Source organism: Leeuwenhoekiella aequorea (assembly GCF_004104375.1).
Taxonomy (GTDB): domain Bacteria; phylum Bacteroidota; class Bacteroidia; order Flavobacteriales; family Flavobacteriaceae; genus Leeuwenhoekiella; species Leeuwenhoekiella aequorea.
In genome coordinates, this window is record NZ_QOVM01000004.1 from 239,344 (window position 1) to 256,921 (window position 17,578).

The 17,578-nt window shown below is 35.3% G+C and carries 12 protein-coding genes; 1 reads left to right on the top strand and 11 read right to left on the bottom strand.

Annotated elements, in window-relative coordinates:
• Positions 1–7 precede the first annotated feature (7 nt).
• Positions 8–2,920 carry a WD40/YVTN/BNR-like repeat-containing protein gene (locus DSM00_RS10730; protein ID WP_128758009.1) on the bottom strand — a complete coding sequence of 971 codons (2,913 nt, stop codon included), beginning with the start codon at positions 2,918–2,920 and terminating at the stop codon, positions 8–10.
• Positions 2,921–3,040: 120 nt separating this feature from the next.
• Between DSM00_RS10730 and DSM00_RS10735 the strand changes: the two genes are divergently transcribed.
• Entirely contained in the window at positions 3,041–4,333 is a 1,293-nt protein-coding gene (locus DSM00_RS10735) for an aminopeptidase P family protein (RefSeq protein ID WP_128758010.1), read from the top strand.
• Positions 4,334–4,411: 78 nt separating this feature from the next.
• On the opposite strand, the gene DSM00_RS10740 is transcribed toward DSM00_RS10735, so the two are convergent.
• From DSM00_RS10740 to DSM00_RS10785, 10 genes are all read right to left on the bottom strand, one after another.
• Positions 4,412–4,852 carry a hypothetical protein gene (locus DSM00_RS10740; protein WP_128758011.1) on the bottom strand — a complete coding sequence of 147 codons (441 nt, stop codon included), beginning with the start codon at positions 4,850–4,852 and terminating at the stop codon, positions 4,412–4,414.
• Positions 4,853–4,973: 121 nt separating this feature from the next.
• Positions 4,974–6,338, bottom strand: coding sequence for an endonuclease (locus DSM00_RS10745; RefSeq protein WP_128758012.1), 1,365 nt, complete (start codon positions 6,336–6,338; stop codon positions 4,974–4,976).
• A 72-nt stretch (positions 6,339–6,410) separates the two neighbouring features.
• Positions 6,411–7,574 (bottom strand): hypothetical protein, encoded by a 1,164-nt coding sequence (locus tag DSM00_RS10750; RefSeq protein WP_128758013.1) that lies wholly within the window; start codon positions 7,572–7,574, stop codon positions 6,411–6,413.
• Positions 7,575–7,586: 12 nt separating this feature from the next.
• A complete protein-coding gene (locus tag DSM00_RS10755; protein WP_128758014.1) occupies positions 7,587–10,139 on the bottom strand; it encodes a TonB-dependent receptor in 2,553 nt (850 codons plus the stop codon).
• Between the two features lie 168 nt (positions 10,140–10,307).
• Positions 10,308–11,951 carry a glucose-6-phosphate isomerase gene (pgi, locus tag DSM00_RS10760; RefSeq protein WP_128758015.1) on the bottom strand — a complete coding sequence of 548 codons (1,644 nt, stop codon included), beginning with the start codon at positions 11,949–11,951 and terminating at the stop codon, positions 10,308–10,310.
• 5 nt (positions 11,952–11,956) lie between these two features.
• Complete coding sequence (locus tag DSM00_RS10765) at positions 11,957–13,189, bottom strand: M23 family metallopeptidase (RefSeq protein ID WP_241652403.1); 1,233 nt, start codon at positions 13,187–13,189, stop codon at positions 11,957–11,959.
• A gap of 25 nt (positions 13,190–13,214) precedes the next feature.
• The gene (locus DSM00_RS10770; protein ID WP_128758016.1) at positions 13,215–14,171 is read right to left on the bottom strand and encodes a tryptophan 2,3-dioxygenase family protein; all 957 of its coding nucleotides are present in this window, start codon (positions 14,169–14,171) and stop codon (positions 13,215–13,217) included.
• Positions 14,171–14,947, bottom strand: coding sequence for a DUF3108 domain-containing protein (locus DSM00_RS10775; protein WP_128758017.1), 777 nt, complete (start codon positions 14,945–14,947; stop codon positions 14,171–14,173). The genes DSM00_RS10770 and DSM00_RS10775 overlap by 1 nt, the downstream gene beginning before the upstream one ends.
• Before the next feature lie 154 nt (positions 14,948–15,101).
• Positions 15,102–16,262 (bottom strand): 4-hydroxyphenylpyruvate dioxygenase, encoded by a 1,161-nt coding sequence (hppD, locus tag DSM00_RS10780; RefSeq protein ID WP_128758018.1) that lies wholly within the window; start codon positions 16,260–16,262, stop codon positions 15,102–15,104.
• Positions 16,263–16,371: 109 nt separating this feature from the next.
• Positions 16,372–17,532 (bottom strand): homogentisate 1,2-dioxygenase, encoded by a 1,161-nt coding sequence (locus DSM00_RS10785; protein ID WP_128758019.1) that lies wholly within the window; start codon positions 17,530–17,532, stop codon positions 16,372–16,374.
• Positions 17,533–17,578 lie beyond the last annotated feature (46 nt).

A 17,578-nucleotide genomic window follows, 5' to 3' on the forward strand; every position in this document is an offset into this window, starting at 1 on the left:
TTAACGTTTAATCTTTTTGCTCTTGCTCAGCGCGTTCTGCACGATCTCTACGACGGCTTCCCTCTTTTATTTCTAAAGCTGTTTTTGCAGATTTACCATTTACCTCTACCTGGATAGAATATGCTCCCGGCGGTAGATAAAAAGTTTCATTTTGGGATTTTGTTATTTTAAGATCTTTACGCTCTTTTTCTAAAAGGTTTTTACCACTTTCTGATATACTCAAATCGTATTGCAGATAGTTAAATCCTTTATCGACAGTATCTTTCCAAGTTTTCAGCGTTTTCCCATTTGTACTTATTACTTCAACTTTTGCCTCTCCTGCAACCGGACTAAAGAAAGTTATTTTAGTCTCTGGTGTGCTAGCGGCTCTCCACGCACTCCAAGAACGCCCCCAATTTGTAGAAAAATCGACAGTTTCCATATCAAAGAGCTGTAATTCATTCGTTTTAGAAGAATCAAATTCCTGGATTTCATTCAAATTAGCGATGTATATAGATCTTCCGTGAGTGCCTACTATAAGATCGTTTGCTTCAGTTTGTATAACTAAATCGTGTACAGCCACATTAGGCATACTCCCATCAAGAACTTCCCAGCGATCTCCATTATCGAAACTAACATAACTAGCATCGTCTGTACCTAAATATAAAATATTCTCTTTTTTAGGATCTTCGACAATTACATTTATAGGAGATAACGGTAGGTTTGAACTAATATCTTTCCAGTTTTGACCATAATCATCACTTTTATATACATACGGCTGAAAGTCGTCGTTTCTATATCCATTCAGCACAGCATACACCCTACTCTTATTGTGAATCGAAGCTATAACCGTACTCACCCATAGATTTTGAGGTAAATTTCCTGAAATAATATCCCAACTTCCCCCGGCATCTTGTGTCACTTGTATGACTCCATCATCACTCCCCGTATAGATTAAACCGAATTGAAATACAGATTCACTAATCGTTGCAAGCGTTCCAAAAGGGACATTACCTAATTTACCTCCCGCTGTAAGATCTGGTGAAATTGCCGTCCAGTCGTCCCCTTGATTCATAGAACGCATTAATTTATTACCACCCATATATAAAATGTCCTGGTTATGTGATGAAAGTAAAATAGGAGTTTCCCAATTAAATCGATAAGGGCTTTCTCCTAAATCGTGGCTGGGTTTAATAAACTTACGCGCTCCAGTTTTTAAATTTAGACGATTGTAAAACCCAAACTGAGAACCCACATAGATTACATCACTATCTCTACGGTCAATCTGAACCTGCATCCCATCACCACCACCTACACGCTTAAAAGGATATTGCCCTTCAGCTTCGTAGTCTTTTGAATATTCATAATTATGTGGTCCTTTCCAAGTGCCATTATCTTGTAAACCACCATAAATATTATAAGGTTTCTCATAATCCACATTTATAGCGTAAAACTGCGCTAGCGGCATAGAGTTAAGCTTTGACCAACTTTCACCGGCATCGTAAGACATGTTTAATCCACCATCATTACCGTTGATTAAATGATTTGGCATTTTAGGGTCAACCCAAATTATATGATGATCCGCATGAACATTAGGTTCGTCTATATATGTAAAAGTTTTACCTCCATCTACAGATTTAATGAGCGGTACACCCACTAAATAAATTTCATTTTCATCCTGCGGATTTACATCCATCTCAGCAAATACGTACCCATAGGAATAAAAGAAATCTTCGATATAACCTTCGTGAGTACGATTCCACGTTTTACCTCCGTCTGTAGATTTAAAAACTTCTGCACCTATTACCTCTCCATCACTCTCAGACACCGTGTTATCGTGAGTATATAAGTAAAAATCTGAAGGTTTAATCTGGCCTTTTTTTACAAGCTCTTTAGCCTTGGCAGCATCATATTGTTTAGGGAATCGATTTGCTTTTAAATAATCATCAAGCTCTTCCGTGTTTAATGCCAAAAAATCTAAAGATGATATATTCTCAAAAATCTTCGGTTTTAAATCTTTAGCTTCTTTATCTGCTTTTTCTTCTTTGTTAGTCTCACGTATATTTTGATTGTCGTGAACTGCATAAATGGTATTCTCATTTACTACCGCCAGACCTATACGGCCTACACCGGCTCCCTGAGGAAAACCATTACCAGTAGTAATCAAATTCCAGGTATCGCCGGCATCTGTAGATTTGTAAATCCCTGAGTTTTCTCCAGAACCTTTAAAATCCCAAGCTTGTCGTTCTCTTTCCCAAGCAGCAGCATATAAAACTGATGGATTCTCAGGAGCTTCGCCTAAATTTATAATACCTGTATTGCTATTAATAAAAAGCGTTTTTTTCCAAGTTTTTCCGCCATCAACAGTTTTAAAAATTCCCCGTTCTTCATTTTGAGAATATAAATGACCTAATGCTGCTACTAAAACAACATCTGGATCATTTTTATCTAAAATAATATCGCTTATATGGTGACTATCGTATAAGCCCACATTTGTCCAAGAATTCCCATTGTCTGTACTTTTTAAAATACCCACTCCCGCATAAGAAGAGCGTGAAGATATGGTCTCGCCAGTACCCACCCAGATAATCTTGTTTCTCCAGTTAACTGCTATATCTCCCACATTTTGAGTAGGCGCTTTATCGAATACAGATTTAAATGTTATACCATTATTTGTAGTATGCCACACCCCGCCCGTTGCATACGCCACGTAAAACTCGGTACTGTTTTCTGGATTAACTTCTAGATCAACTACACGACCACTCATTATGGTAGGACCTGCATTTCTAAAAGGAATGTTTTTTACGAGAGAATTTTTTATCAGTTCATTCTTCTCAATCAATGACTGAGAAATTGATGAAGATGTAGAATCTGGTTGCTGAGCATAAATACTTGATAAAACACTTACTGAGAGAAAGAATAATAGAAAACGAATAGGCATAGAAAATAATTTGATGGACTTAAAAATACCTTTTTTGTTAAAGAAATCTAAACATTTTAAAGAGAGTTTAACACGCTTTGATCTTGTAGTTTTTACCTTTGAGAAAATCTTATTACAATTATGAAATACGACCTTATAGATCGCAATCTGTTTATAAAAAACCGCAAAGGATTTATGGCAGCTATGAAGCCAAATAGTCTGGCTGTTTTTAATAGTAACGACATTTACCCAATAGGTGCAGACAGCACCATGCCATTTCAACAAAATCGGGATCTTTTCTACTTAAGCGGAGTAGATCAAGAAGAAAGTATTCTTGTACTTTTTCCTGATTGCCCAAAAGAGAAGCACCGTGAAATTCTTTTTCTAAAAGAAACAAATGACCATATTGCTGTCTGGGAAGGAGAAAAACTTACAAAAGAAAAAGCGCTTGAGGTTAGTGGGGTAAAAACTGTTTATTGGATTCAAGAATGGGATAAAATATTCTATGAATTGATGACGCAGGCAGAAACACTATATATTAATACAAATGAGCACTACCGGGCAAATGTAGAAACTGAAACCCGAGAAGCACGTTTTAATAAAAAAATTAAAGAGCAATATCCCGCACACAGCGTTGCAAAGAGTAATCCTATTTTACAACGACTGCGCTCTGTAAAAGATCCTATAGAGATTGATTTATTACAAAAAGCCTGTACTATAACAGAGAAAGGTTTTAAACGCATTCTTCAGTTTGTAAAACCCGGCGTAATGGAATATGAGATCGAAGCAGAATTTATGCACGAATTTTTGCGTAATCGTTCGAGAGGATTTGCGTACACACCTATTGTTGCTTCTGGAAATAATGCTAATGTTTTACATTATGTAGTTAATAATTCTGAATGTAAAGCAGGAGATTTAATATTACTAGATGTAGGTGCAGAATATGCAAACTACAGTAGTGATATGACCCGAACTATACCGGTATCTGGTAGGTTTACAGATAGACAAAAAGATGTTTACAACGCTGTGCTACGAGTTAAAAAGGAAGCAACAAAGATGTTAACCCCTGGTAATTTATGGGCCCCTTACCACGAGGAGGTGGGTAAATTAATGACTTCAGAATTGCTAGGCTTGGGTCTACTTGATAAAGCAGACGTTCAAAATGAAAATAAAGATTGGCCGGCTTACAAGAAGTATTTTATGCACGGTACATCACATCATATTGGGCTAGACACTCACGATTACGGATTACTACACGAGCCTATGCAAGCTAATAATGTATTTACTGTAGAACCGGGAATTTATATTCCTGCTGAAGGTTTTGGGATACGACTAGAAGATGATCTTGTGATACAAGAGAATGGAGAACCTATTAATTTAATGGGAGATATACCTATTGAAGTAGAAGAGATCGAAGACTGGATGAATCGTTAACTCCTGATAATAACTTATAAAAAATCCCGTAAGTCGAAATTCGATTTACGGGATTTTTAATTTAATAACTTTTGATTCTTAAAACCAATTTGCCCACGGAATACGACTTAGCATAACAATTAATGCAAGGGTATAAAATATGGCAAGTAATTTAAATTTAGGTTTTGAAGTGAGTTTTTTCTTATGCTTGCTGTAACCTACTGTAATAAATACAACAGTAAGAATCATCGCCAAAGGATGCTCAACAACATAGAGGCGCAAGTTAGGATCTTTCATTGCTGCACTCATACCTTCTGAAGCTATTGCTTTTGCACCTAGCGGAGATACAAAGTACAATACTATACCTATAAGTAATTGTATGTGAGAAACTATTAAGGTAAATAACGCAAGTCTAAAATCTCGAGCTGCAAATTCTTTACCCGAAAAATAAGAAACCAATACATTTATGGTAGTTATTGTAAGAATTATAAGAGCTAAATAAGCCCAATAGGAATGCACAAATTGTACGGTAGTATACATAGTTTTGAAATTTAAAATTCAAAGATAACTTTTTGAAGTAAAAATTTTTAAATCGACAGCTTTAAATACAAAAACCCATCTAATAAAAATTAGACGGGTTCTATATATTGAGTCTTTTAAACTATTCCCAAGTATTTTCTGCCGGTGTACCGCCCCAAATTAGCGTCACTAAATAAGGGTTGTCAATAAAGGGGTTTCTATTTCCTTGTGCGTTTTCAATTACATTATTTCTGTTTTTTTCAAACGCTGAAACAGGATCTTCTCTATTCCATTTTAAAAATAAATCAAGAGTACCTACCTCTTTATAATCTTCACCATATCGTATATTAAGATATAAAACAGCTCTAGCTACATCTCCTTTCCACTCATCACCTGGAAACCAACTATTATCATTTACTAATTTATATTGCCCGCTGCCATCAACAAATGGGTAATTAAGTCTAAGTGAATTAACAGCATCATCTGTAGAACGTAAATGATGTAAATCTGTTACTGCATTCTCTGTTGCTAACTTAGATTGAGGGAAAATATGTTCTGTATTAAAAGTTTGAGGAGAATGAGAATTTGTACCTGATGTATATTCACGCTCATCCCTGCTTTCCCCAGAATAAAGTAGAATTACATTTGCAGCATTGCTTAAATCTGCGTCTGCATCATACAAATACTGATGACGTTGTGTGTAAGTAAGAATGGTAGTGTGCTTAGCTGTAGTAAATGAACTAAGCCTATCGTACGTTAATTCTGAATTATCAAAGAAACTAACATCTGCATAATAACTCTGTAAGGCTGAAGGAATCGTAAAGCTTACAGCATCAATAACATTTATGGTAACCGTAGCTGTCGAACAGCTAGGTGTCTCATCATTATCACAGATAGTATAAGTAAAAGTGTCTTCACCTAGAAAACCTGACTTAGGAGTATAGGTTACAGATCCATCATTATTAATAACTGCAGAGCCAATACTTGATGAAAAATCTACACTAGTCAATGTCGCTCCATCAATTAGATCATCATTTGCCAAAAGATCTGTAATTGTAATTTTAGCATCCTTTGCTGTAAAACCTTCATCATCTCTTGCAACCGGCTCACCAGCATCTTCAATCGTTACTGTAACAGTTGCTTCAGAGCAAATACTAGTATCTGCAATTAAACATAATTCATAGGTGAACGTATCTGATCCTTTGTAGCCCGGTGCCGGAGTGAACGTATAGCTTCCGTTTCTATTATCTGTAATAGTACCTCCCGCTGTTGTTGTTGCATCTATTGAAGTAATGCGAGCACCGCCAGCTAGATCATCATTAGCCATTAAGTCACTAATACTAATTATTAGATTTACCCCTTCTGTAGTGGTAAATTCGTCGGGGTTTGCTACTGGAGCTTCTACTTCAGGTTCTATAGGCGTAACTATTTCGCTATCGTCAGACCCTCCACAAGCAACAAATAAAATAAATAAAAATGCACTAAATAAAATATTCTTCTTTTTCATAAACTCTTTCTTGGAAAACTAAAAAACCTCCTATCTCAAGGAGCAGGAGGTTTTAACTAGCTTAATTAATGCTTATTGTGCTACCCAGGCACCATCTGTTTTAATCAAAAAGAAGGTTTCGTTTGTAGTAGATCCATTGTAAATTACAACAGTTACAGCATACTTTTGATCTTCTTCAGCATTAGGATTGATAGAATCTAAAACAATACCAATTGCTTCGATCATCATATCATCACTCCAATAGTTGCTACTTCCTGATCTTCTGTCAAAACTTTTGAAGAAACCTACGTTATCTGCAGGTCCAGGATATTTAGCAAGTAATGTTGAAGATACTAGAGCAATATCTCCTTGAGTAAATGAATATGCAATAGTATTATCTGGAACCCAAACACCAGAATCATTACCAAATTGTAAGGTCATACGTAATGTATTGTTATATTCAGACCAGCTAGACCCATCATAGATAAAGTTTACAATGTAGCTATATGTAGCTCTGTCAGTCTTGCTACCATCACCATCAATATCATCAACGTCTGTAGTGTATAATTTATACATCGTTGATTTAACAGTATTTACAGCGATCTCCTCGTACTTGAATTTATCTAATAAAAATATAGGAAGTTTTCTTAACGCTTCATCTTCAGTATTGAAGTTAGCAAAACCTTGTCCTACAGCAGTATACTCTGCACTTGTAAGACCTAAAACAAACTGCCATTCTCCATTAACTCTTAAAAAACCATTATTCAAAGTTTGAGCTGAGCCATTGTAAAATACATAAGTCAAAGAAACTAATGTTCTATTTGCAACGTTTGGAAATTTACTGTCTAAAAATGTATATATCTGCTCTTCATCATCAAAATTATTATACTGAGCAGTATCTGGGTTAGCATCATAATCTGCTGTAGATACCGTGTAAACAATTAATGAACTCTCTGTAGAAACAGGAGCGTACAAATCATAAGATACATTAGCTAAAGAAGCATCACCTAGAACAGGAAAATTTGTATTTAAAACTGTAGGTATAAGAGCTTTAGCATCATCTACAGTATTAAAGTTAGCGTAATCTAACTCTAATGTTTCTTTATAATCATCTTCTGTTAATGTATAATCAAAAACATCAAAGATTCCTGCTTCATTCGCCTCTAGTTGATCATTAATATCTTCTACAGGATCACAACCTACTATAGACATAGCTCCTATAGTAATTGCAGTAAGTAAATAATTAAATTTTTTCATTTCAATTTTTTATTAAAAATTAATTTTTGCTCCTACAGTATAAGTTCTTCCTGCTCCAAAGTAAACAAGCGCAGTAGACGCTACTGAACCACTTCCATCTTGAGCATCTGATATATATTCTGTATCAAGAACGTTGAATACGTTTGCATTTATCTGAGCGTTAAATCCGCCAAAATTAAATCTATGAGTAAGACCTAAATCTAATAAACCATAGTCTGGCATTTCCCAAGTTTGTGGTAAGTTAGAAGTAGTACGACCTGTAGGATTATAATCTGCAAAATAATCTGCAGCATAGTTAAATGATGCTCTTAATGTTGTAGTCTCAAGCACTTCATAATCTGCACCAATTGCAAATGTAGTTTGTGCAGAGTTCCCTACTTTAACACCGTCGATAAAAATATCAATTGGATCTCCAATAGCATTTTGCTGATCGTCAAATACCTGAACATTCTTTACATCATTATCCCACTGCCAATCTCCTAAAGAAGCCATACCTGTTAAGGTTAGGGTTTCTATAGGTCGGTAAGATAATTCTAACTCTATACCTTGGTGTAAAGCATCTACACCTAAAATATTTGCAGTATACTGAATGTTATCTGCTGTTCTAGAGATTGTATATGTACGATCCATCCACTTAGTGCGATAAACATTTAAGTCTGCTCTAAATTTATCGCTTCTAAAACCGTAACCTAGTTCTGCACTAAAGATTTTTTGATTCTCTGCATTCTCGTTTGTAATGTTTGTATTGTTAATAAATACTGCATCACTAAAAGGTGCGCGCTCAAAATATCCTATGTTAGCAAATACATTATTTTTAGAGTCTAAGCGATAGTTTAATCCACCTTTTGTACTAAATGCTGTAAAGTTTACCCAATCAGTTTCTCTTAAAGGATCTTCAGGAGTGTATTTAAAGTAGTCTTCTCTTTTGTAAGATGTATTATTACCTGCTACAGATAACACTGCAGAAATTTTATCCTTATTGTATTCTGCCTGAGCGAATAAACCTCCCCAATTTGTATAACCAGAATCATTATAGTTATAAGTATCTCCTTCTTTAACTACTTTGTTAGGATTGTTTACATCATTATTATCGATATAAAATGAAGCACCTAAAAGATCTGTTAATTCAGTTGAATGATCTCCTTTGTAAAAACGAATATCAACACCAGCAGAAAGATCTATATATTCTGAAAGTTCTGTATTGTATGTAGAAAGTGCACCATACCATTGGTGATTATTAATAGAAGCTCTTAAGAAAGTCTCTGCACTTGCTGCAGCACCTAAAGCCTTATTTTCCGCAACTATTTGATCAAAGTTTACAGGAGCAAACGGCTCATCACGATAATTTGTATCATACTTACCAAATTTATTTAATCCGGCAGTACCACCTCCACCACCAGTACCATAAGAGGCATAAACAGATGTTGTAAGAGAAGAAATCTCATTAATTGTCCAGTAATGGTTTAATGACATTTGAGGTTTGTGGTAGAAGTTGTCTTCGTGATTTAAAATCTGACCATTTTTATAACCATAGTCAGTGTTTGTTCTTATACCACGATCACTTACTCGGTAATCATCGATTAGCAATCTGTTTTGACGCTGACCGTGACGCTGTGGTGCTCCAAAAGCAGTAAAAGACAATTCGTGATTTTCATTAATTTTCTTAGCTACGTTTAAGAAGTAAGAATATGCGTCAATAGTAGTACCATCTACAAATTGCTCACCAGTAGTTCTAGAAAGACTTGCAGTTGCTGCCCATCCACTATCTAAAAGACCTGTAGAAATTGTAAAACCATATTTTGTGTAACCATCGTTACCAGTTGTCATCATAACATTACCTCCAGCAGCAATATCTGTAGATTTAGTTACGATGTTTACTGTTCCACCTATTGATGGAAGACCTATCATCGCAGCACCTAAACCTCTTTGTACTTGCATAGAACTTGTAACATCTGCTAAACCAGCCCAGTTACTCCAGTATACATTCCCGTTTTCCATATCATTTACTGGAATACCGTTAATCATTACTGCCACGTTCTGAGAGTTAAAACCACGTATACGTAATTCTGCATCACCAAAACCACCACCACCACGAGTAACATATACCCCTGGAGTTGTTTTTAAGATTTCAGGAAATTCTTGACTTCCTAATTCATTTTCAATAGTTTCAGCTTTAATTGTAGAAACAGCTACAGGGGTTTTACGATCTATAGCCAATGAATATGCCTTAACAATAACTTCGTCTAATGCATCAGAATCCATTTTCAAATTGATCGTACCCAGATCAACCACTTTTTTTCCTGTAACATCAAAATTAACTGTCAAGGGCGCAAAACCTACATAAGAAACGCGAAGCGCACCTGTGTTTTTAGCAACTTGTATTTCAAATAAACCATCGAAATCAGTTGTTACTCCGTTAGTTGTACCATTTACAACTACATTTACTCCCGGTAATGGAGTGTTGTTTTCACCGTCAACCACTGTACCACGGATAGTTCCTTGAGCCTGCATAGCTGCAGTAAACAGTAGAAAAACAAGTGCTAGTAAACTTGTAATTTTTTTCATTGTGCTTGTTTGAATTTAGAATTTTGGCAAAAGTCTTAATAAAGACCTAATTAAATATTAACGCAATGTTAAGAATTACAAATTAACGTAGCGTGTAATATTTTAACCCCTAACTGTCTAATATTAACAATTAGGGGTTAAAATTCTAATTACATTAAGCTTAAATGATTAGCTTTTGTATCTATTAATAAGTGCAGTTGTAGAACTATCATGTGAGGCTATACTGTCTGAATTTAAATCAGTTAGCACATTTTTAGCTAGTTGCTTACCTAGCTCTACACCCCATTGATCATAACTAAATATATTCCAAAGAATACCTTCAGTAAAAATCTTATGTTCATAGATTGCGATCAGCGAACCAAGGCTTTCCGGCGTTAATTTATCAATAAGAATGGTAGTTGTAGGTTTATTTCCGTCAAAAACCTTAAATGGAACAAGCTTTTCAATTGCACTAGCATCCATATTTGTAGATTCTAATTCTTCTCGAGCTTCTTCTTCGGTTTTACCGTTCATTAAGGCTTCAGTCTGTGCAAAAAAGTTTGCCATCAATTTATTATGATGATCAACATCTCCATGAAGAGAACTTTTAAAACCTATAAAATGAGTTGGTATAAGTTTTGTCCCTTGATGAATAAGTTGGAAAAATGCATGTTGAGAATTTGTTCCCGGCTCTCCCCAAACTATTTGACCTGTTTGATAATCTACAGCATTTCCATTGCGATCAACACTTTTACCATTACTCTCCATAATTGCCTGCTGCAAGTATGCCGCAAACCTATTTAAGTATTGAGAATAAGGTATTATAGCTTCACTTTCAGCTTTGAAAAAGTTATTATACCAGACGGTTACCAACGCCATAAGTACCGGTATGTTTTCTTCCAATTCTGTATTTTTAAAATGCTCATCTGCTTTGTGAGCCCCTGCTAACATTTTATCAAAATTCTCAAAGCCTACAGCTAAAGCAATAGACAAACCTACTGAGCTCCATAAAGAGAAACGTCCTCCTACCCAATCCCACATGGTAAAGACATTGTTAGGATCGATACCAAATTCTTTAACTGCTTCTTCATTTGTAGATACTGCAACAAAATGCTTCGCTACAGCTTCTCCTTCTTGTACAGTGCCCGCTACTTTACTTAAAAACCATTTACGAGCCGTATTCGCATTTGATAAGGTCTCTTGAGTAGTAAACGTTTTTGATACGATTACAAAAAGAGTAGTTTCCGGATTTAAATATTTTAAAGATTCGTGAACGTGGTCACCATCTACATTTGAGATAAAATGAACTTTTAAATGATTGTGATAATAAGCTAGTGCTTCTGCAACCATATTAGGTCCAAGGTCCGATCCACCTATACCTATATTAACGACATCTGTGATAGCTTTTCCTGTAAAGCCTTTGTGTGAACCACTAATTACAGTATCACAAAATCCTTTTATCTTCTCCTTAACTTCGTTTACTTCAGTAATTACATTTTGGCCATTAATTTCTACAGTTGCTTGTGTAGGTTGCCTAAGAGCAGTGTGCATAACTGCTCTGCCTTCAGTTTCGTTAATTTCTGAACCATTAAAATAAGCGTGTTTAGCATCCTCAAGCTTCATTTCTTTAGCCAAATCAAGCAATAACGATTTTGTAGTTGAGGTAATTCTATTTTTACTATAATCAACATAAAAGTCTTCCCAAGAAATTGAAAAAGCTTCAGCTCTTGAATCATCTTCAAAAAGCGTTTTCATTTCTAAGTTCTTAACCTCATTAAAATGTTCTTGAAGAGCTTTCCAAGCTTTAGTCTGAGTGGGATTTACTTTTTGCATTTTGATTATTTTTTAAAGGTTATTGCGTCTAGTTGATCTGCTAGTGGAGAAATATGTTTAAAGTATTCCTCTTGATATTCTTTTGCAAGGGGCTCTGAAGTAGGCAAGTTTAAAGCAAATGGATCTACTTGCTTACCATTTTGCCAAAATCGGTAGCATACGTGAGGTCCACTTGTATTACCAGTCATACCTATATATCCTATTACCTCACCTTGAGAGACATATTGCCCTACTTTTACAGCACGCTTACTCATGTGAAGATACTGAGTTTCATAAGTTTTATTATGTTTGATTTTAACATAATTACCATTTCCTCCTCTGTATTCAGATTTTGTTACCGTACCATTTGCAGTAGCCATAATAGGTGTTCCTACCGCACCGGCAAAATCGGTCCCTTTATGAGGTCGTATACGATTGCCATAGTAAGCAATACGACGTTTCAAATTATATCGTGATGAGATTCTATTAAACGCTAATGGTCCTTTTAAAAATGCCCGTTTAAGATTCATCGCTTCTTTATCAAAATAACCGTACGCTTTTGTAAGGCTATCGCTCTTATACCTAAAAGCATAATAGGGTTTGCCTTTGTGCTCAAACCAAGAAGCCTTAATCTCTCCAAAACCAGCAGGAATCGTATCGTTTATAAATTTTTCTGTATATACTAATTTAAAACGATCTCCTGCCTGTAGCCTAAAGAAATCTATAGTCCACGCATAAATATCTGCCATTTTATAAGCAACGTTTACGCTAAGACCAAGATCGTCAAAGGTTGTCGAAAGATTATTATTTATAACACCACTTACCTCTCGCTCTTTAATAGTAACAGGACGCTTTTTTGCTTTGGCCTGTACAATCTCATCTTTGAAATCTAAAACAACGTAATCTATATTGTTTTCTTCATAGATAAATACTTGAGCTAGATTTGTAGAATCTTTAGATTTTAAGAGGGTATAAGGCTTTCCTACTCGAATTAAACGCGTGTCAAAAACACTTTGAACAGAATCTGTAATTTGTTGTATGGTAGCATAATCTATACCATTGTCAAACAATATCTGACCAAAACTATCCCCTTGTTGCACCGTATCATTAACAACATTGTAATCGTTGAATGTGTAACCAAAACGCTTTATAATTGGATCTACCTTCTCCTTAACTACAGGTTTTACATCTTTTGTCTTATCATCTGCACAAGCACCTAGTAGTAATGCCGACAGAAGTAATATGCTTAATTTCTTCAATCTAGGGTTTTTGAAAATTCTTAATTTAGTTTACGTTTTGTCCCCATTCTTCACGTTCTTTCTGTGACCAAACTTCTGGAAAGAAAATACGTTTTTGATACTTAGGGTGCATATATTTTACCCAATCGCTACCACCTGTTGCCTCAAGGGGTTCTTTACCTTGATTTAAATAATGCAAAGCAGCGTGATAATGAGACATTACCCATTGCACATTAACTGTGTAATCGTAATGACGCATCGCTTTTAGCAATGTTGCATCTTTTTGATCTGATAAAGGGAGGGTTTTAAATTTTGACCACAAGTTTAAGGATTCATACTGCTTTATGAAACGGATAAACTCATCCTTATATTTTAATTCAAACTCTTTTAACGTATAAGTTTTTTCTCCTGTGGTGAAATTTTTTCCCGCCGCTTGCCAATACAGCTGCTCAAACGCTTCATCATAAAATGAATCCTTGTTCTTTTCCATATTTTTGAAGTCTTCTCTAAATCGAGAATCGATAAGATTCTGCAACTCTGTAGAGCTGAATTCTATGAATCGGTATTGGGCGCTTTGAAATCCACTTGCAGGACTTAATGTTCTACGGAATTTTAAATATTGCTCCATCTGCATACCCTCACGCATAATATTGAAGGACGATGTCAACATATCAAAATACCGGCTTATACGATCTAATTTTTCAGAAAAGAAAACAGCAGTTAGCTCCTTAGCATAAGCAACTTGTTCTATTTCCCAAAGAATCATTTTAAAAAATAATTCATTTACTTGATGGTACATTATAAATACCATTTCATCAGGAATCAAGGTACGTTGCACTTGAAGATTAAGAAGTACATCAGTTTGAATATAATCCCAGTAATTAATGGGTTTACTATGCACAAAGCCCTCTAATTGATGATTAAGATTCTGGCCCATTGCATCAAATTTATCGCTTAATGCGCTTAATTGCTGTTGTGTTTCTGGGCTGTTTTCTTCAATCATCAATCTTGAATAATATAGAATGGGTATTTGAGACCTTTATAAGCATCGATATCTGCTTTAAGAGAACCTACTGCTAAATCGGCCTTAATTTGCAAAGGTATTTTATTTTGATCATCACTAATCCAAACTGTCAAACTTTCTTGTTCTTTAAATACTCTTCCCGCTTGAACATAGGGTCTAAATATAAGGGTATTCACTTTTCCGAACTTTGTTTTAAGCACTTCTCTACCTAGAAACTTCAGTTTAAATTTATAATTCTCTTGATCAAAAAACATGTTAATCACCGTCTCATCACCTTCTTTAAGTTTTTTTGAATCTATGGTATTTCGTAAATAATAAAAACTGGAAACCATATCGTGCACAGATGGCTCAGTTTTATAAGAGGTGACCGTATTGTGTTTCTTATCGTTTACAGTTGCAGTTCGTGTGCGTTGATCAAAGTCAACAACTTTATCTTTAGTATGACCACCTTCATCTATTTTTCTAACAAATCGATAGGGAAGCGTCGTTTGCTTATCGATATAGCTTTCATAATAATCTTCGACGCCAAAAAATAATTTGGTCATTCCGGTAGTTACTCCTTTTCCCTTAATATGATAAACAGGCTTACCTTTATAGGTCTCGTTATTTACAGACATAGTAGCCTCTCCTGCCTTCCACCAGCCACTATAACTAATACGAAAACGGAACCACTCGCCATCTCCAAAGGATGTACTTTGAGAAAAAACGGATGCACTTATAAAGAACATTGTAAGAACCAATAAACCTTTTTTCATAGCAATAATTTTAGGGGCTTTACAAATGCATTTGCAAGAGTTATTCCAAAAGTAGCGAAAAGCTAAAAATTGTAACCGTAGTATGCATAAATAAAAAAATCCTTGTTCATTACAAACAAGGATTTTAGACAATTAGTTCATTTAAATATTTTGATTACAAAGTCCCTCTTGAGGCTTGTTCTCGTTCTATAGATTCAAATAAAGCTTTAAAATTACCAGCACCAAAACCTTTTGCTCCCATACGCTGAATTATTTCAAAAAATAGGGTAGGCCTGTCCTGTAAAGGTTTTGTGAAAATTTGTAGCAAATACCCTTCTTCATCTGCATCTACAAGAATAGATAATTCTTGCAATTTCTTAAGATCTTCTTTCATAGTATCCATATGTGTACCCAGTCTTCTAGGTATATCATCATAATACGCCTGTGGCGGAGGCGGTAAAAATTCTACTCCTCTAGCCTTTAAATCTGCTACTGTTTTAATAATATCATCTGTTGCTACTGCAAGATGTTGCACACCTGGACCTTCATAAAAATCAAGATATTCTTCAATCTGTGATTTTTTTATACCTTCTGCCGGTTCGTTAATTGGAAATTTTATTCTTCCATTCCCATTACTCATAACCTTACTCATCAAAGCAGAATATTCTGTTGTTATTTGCTTATCGTCAAAAGTTAGAAAGTTTACAAATCCCATTACATCTTCATACCATTTTACCCAGGTATTCATTTCTCCCCATCCTACGTTACCTACCATATGATCAATATACTTTAACCCGGTAGGTTCTGGATAATAATCAGAATCCCACTTTCGGTATCCCGGCATAAATAGTCCATTATAGTTTTTGCGCTCTACAAACATATGTACGGTCTCGCCGTATGTATATATACCAGAACGCACTACAACTCCATGTTCATCTTTCTCTTCTGTAGGTTCTAAATAGGGTTTGGCTCCGCGTTTAGTGGTTTCTTCAAAAGCACTTCGTGCATCTTCAACCCACAACGCAACAACTTTTACACCGTCACCGTGTTTGACTATGTGATCATTTATTGGCGATTTACTTCCTAGTGGAGATGTTAATACAAGTCTTATTTTATCTTGCTTAAGTACATAACTTACACTATCCCTTCTCCCGGTTTCTAAACCGCTATATGCAAAAGACTGAAAACCGAATGCAGTTTTGTAGTAATGTGCAGCTTGTTTCGCATTACCCACATAAAACTCCACATAGTCTGTTCCTAAAAGTGGAAGAAAATCCTGAGCTCCCTCAAATATCTTCTCTAAACCGTATTCTACTGATTTTAATTCTTTACTCATTATTTATTTTTTTAGCCCTGATTGAAGCGGCATCCTTTTTATTGATAACACTTCCCGTGTAATTAATAAAAAGATATAGCTAAAAGCAAGATGTAGCTCCTAATTTCTATTAATGTGGTAACCAAGATTTATAATAATTCTCATCTGCAATAGGTATTGCATCCTCGCATATTTGCAAAGGTTTAAAGGTATCAACCATTACTGCAAGTTCTTCTGTTTCTGTTTTACCTATACTTCTTTCTACAGCACCCGGATGCGGACCGTGAGGAATTCCTGCAGGATGTAATGATATGTGACCCGCTTCAATATCATTGCGACTCATAAAATCCCCATCTACATAATACAATACCTCATCACTATCTATATTGCTGTGATTGTAAGGTGCGGGTATACTGTCTGGGTGATAATCATATTTACGCGGACAAAAACTACAAACTACAAACGCGTCTGTCTCAAATGTTTGATGTACAGGCGGCGGCTGATGTATACGCCCTGTAATAGGCTCAAAATCGTGAATTGAAAATGCGTATGGGTAATTGTAACCGTCATAACCTACTACATCAAATGGATGCGTGGCATAAACCATATCAAAAAGATCATCTTGCTTTTTAATTTTGATTAAAAAATCACCCGTTTCATTATTTGTTTCTAATTCATAAGGCCTGCGCAAATCACGCTCACAGAAAGGAGAATGTTCTAATAATTGACCAAACCAGTTACGGTATCTCTTTGGTGTATAAATAGGTCGTCTTGACTCTACGATAAATAATCTGTTATCGCTTGTGTCAAAATCGAGCTTATATATGGTTCCTCTAGGGACTAAGATGTAGTCTCCATACTTGAAATCTAGATTTCCTAAATGGCTTCTAAATTTACCACTTCCTCGATGTACAAACAGGAGTTCGTCTGCATCACTATTTTTATAAAAATAATCTTGAGTTTTGTTTTGAGGAGCAGCGAGAATAATGGTACAATCACTATTAGTTAGAATAGGCTTGCGACTGTCAAGATAATCTGCCTCGGGTTTGATCTCAAAACCTCTAAATCGGTACGATTGAATGTGATTTTCTTTTGATACCCTAGGCTTAACACTTTTACTTCCCTTTATTTCTTTAACCTGTGTAGGTCGTTGTTCATGGTACATATTACTATACATACCATCAAATCCTATTGTGCCAAACAGTTGCTCATAATATAAACTACCATCTGGCTTTCTAAATTGCGTATGACGCTTATGGGGTATTTCACCAAGTTTATGATAGAAAGGCATAGTCTATTTTGATTTAAGTCTACAACAATTTAAGGTAATTGTATTT